This window comes from Eggerthella sp. BIOML-A1, assembly GCF_009875595.1.
GTDB lineage: Bacteria > Actinomycetota > Coriobacteriia > Coriobacteriales > Eggerthellaceae > Eggerthella > Eggerthella lenta.
This window is the reverse complement of sequence record NZ_WWRZ01000027.1, coordinates 1-1,659: the sequence shown is the minus strand read 5'-3', so window position 1 is coordinate 1,659 and position 1,659 is coordinate 1. Positions and strand designations below refer to the sequence as shown.

Below are 1,659 nucleotides of genomic sequence, written 5' to 3'. Positions count from 1 at the left end.
GCTTTCTCGCTTAATTCCGCAATAATAATATTAAATATTTCTATTTAACACGCCCATTGAGCACTTGCCAGTAGTTTGTATAACCTTGACTTTCTAGCCACTCTAACCATTTATCAAAGTTTGGCTTATGCTTTTTACCTACAAGATTTTTGACATTTTCCATAAGCAGATACTTAGGTTTTTTAGTTGCAATCACTTTTTGGCATTCCCATAGCAATCCTGAGCGTGTACCGCTATCAATGTCAAGCCCAGCTTGTTTTCCAGCTACTGAAATATCTTGACACGGAAAACTATAAGTAAATAAATCGTGATCAGGAATCGTGTTTGGTTCGATTCTACTAATATCTCCTAGATTTGGACAATCTCCATGAATTGCCTCGTAACTCGCTAAAGCATATTTATCTATCTCTGCAATTGCTACTACTTCATGTTCAATACCTAAGTTTCTTAACGCCATCCGTTGCGTTCCTATACCGCTAAATGCTTCAAATACTTTAATCATTTATTTTCCTCCAAAAAATCATATATCGTCATCTGCTCTGCCTTCTCAAAACAAACTGGGCTGATAACTAGATAACATCTGCTCTTTTGCCTTCTTGTAAAATTCCTTCTTAATTTCAAATCCATAAGCCGACCGATTCATCTCGATTGCAGCCCTCAATGTTGACCCACTTCCTGCTACTGGGTCAATGACAACGTCTTCCTCATCTGTAAAGATCTCAATCAACCGTTTAAGCACTGGAATTGGTTTTTGTGTAGGGTGGATAGTTGGATAAGCACTGTCTTTTTCCCAAGGCGCATGATTGAGTACCATAGCACCATTGTTGTTAAATTTCGGTAACTTGTCACGATACAATACTGTAGCTTCTTCCACAGCTCCCACAATCTTCATATTTGCTTTTAAGACTTGCGGGCTAGATTTCTTGGTAAAATATAGCGGATAGGCATTGTTAAATCCATGCTTTTTGCCACACTCGATAACCATATCCCTCTGTTGCCATGCGTGGAATACAATCATTGCTGGGGCTTTGCCCTTTTCTTTAGGTTCTTTCTTCAACAGCCGACTGCAAAAATCAAAGAAATTATTGATTTTGAAATCATTATCTGTATCAAAGAATGACTTGCCAGCCAATTTACTTTCGCCATTCGCATTATCACCATCCTTATACCAACGCGGATCACTGGCATAAGCATTGTTTCCTAAGTTATACGGTATATCAGCAATAATCAGCTGAGCCCGTGGGATGTTATACCGCTTCGAATTCTCAAAGTGGTCATTAAATAATTCAAATTTCATTCTTCCCGTCCTTTCAAAAATTCTGGTATCGGGTCACCAACCTTGAGGCTTTCGTACTGTTCTTTAGTAACTAAAAACTTACCATAAGCGCCAGCAGTGACCGTGTAGCGTCCCTCTATAATTTCTTTGTCTGTAATCTCACCCACCATCACACCGCCTGCGTTGTCGACTACGTGGATGATTGGACGTTGCATTTCGGATTTTGCGGTGTTGTAGCCCTGTGAGTATATTACTACCATAAGAAGCAAAACACTGCTCAGAAGTAACGCAATTTTCGCAATTTCGATAAACCATTCTCGTTTAGTCATCTGTCCCCCTAACCTCACTCCCATCTGAGAACTATCGCAAGCTATATCCTTAAT

At 39.5% G+C, this 1,659-nt stretch carries 3 protein-coding genes; all 3 read right to left on the bottom strand.

The genetic code is table 11. The features are described from left to right. Positions 1-40: 40 nt before the first annotated feature. A complete protein-coding gene (gene dcm / locus GT590_RS14205; RefSeq protein WP_129984615.1) occupies positions 41-502 on the bottom strand; it encodes a DNA (cytosine-5-)-methyltransferase in 462 nt (153 codons plus the stop codon). A gap of 45 nt (positions 503-547) precedes the next feature. After that, entirely contained in the window at positions 548-1,297 is a 750-nt protein-coding gene (locus GT590_RS14200) for a site-specific DNA-methyltransferase (RefSeq protein WP_129984614.1), read from the bottom strand. Then, a partial coding sequence (locus GT590_RS14195; protein ID WP_205217248.1) for a DUF1372 family protein occupies positions 1,294-1,659 on the bottom strand: 366 nt, incomplete at its 5' end. The genes GT590_RS14195 and GT590_RS14200, both read right to left, overlap by 4 nt.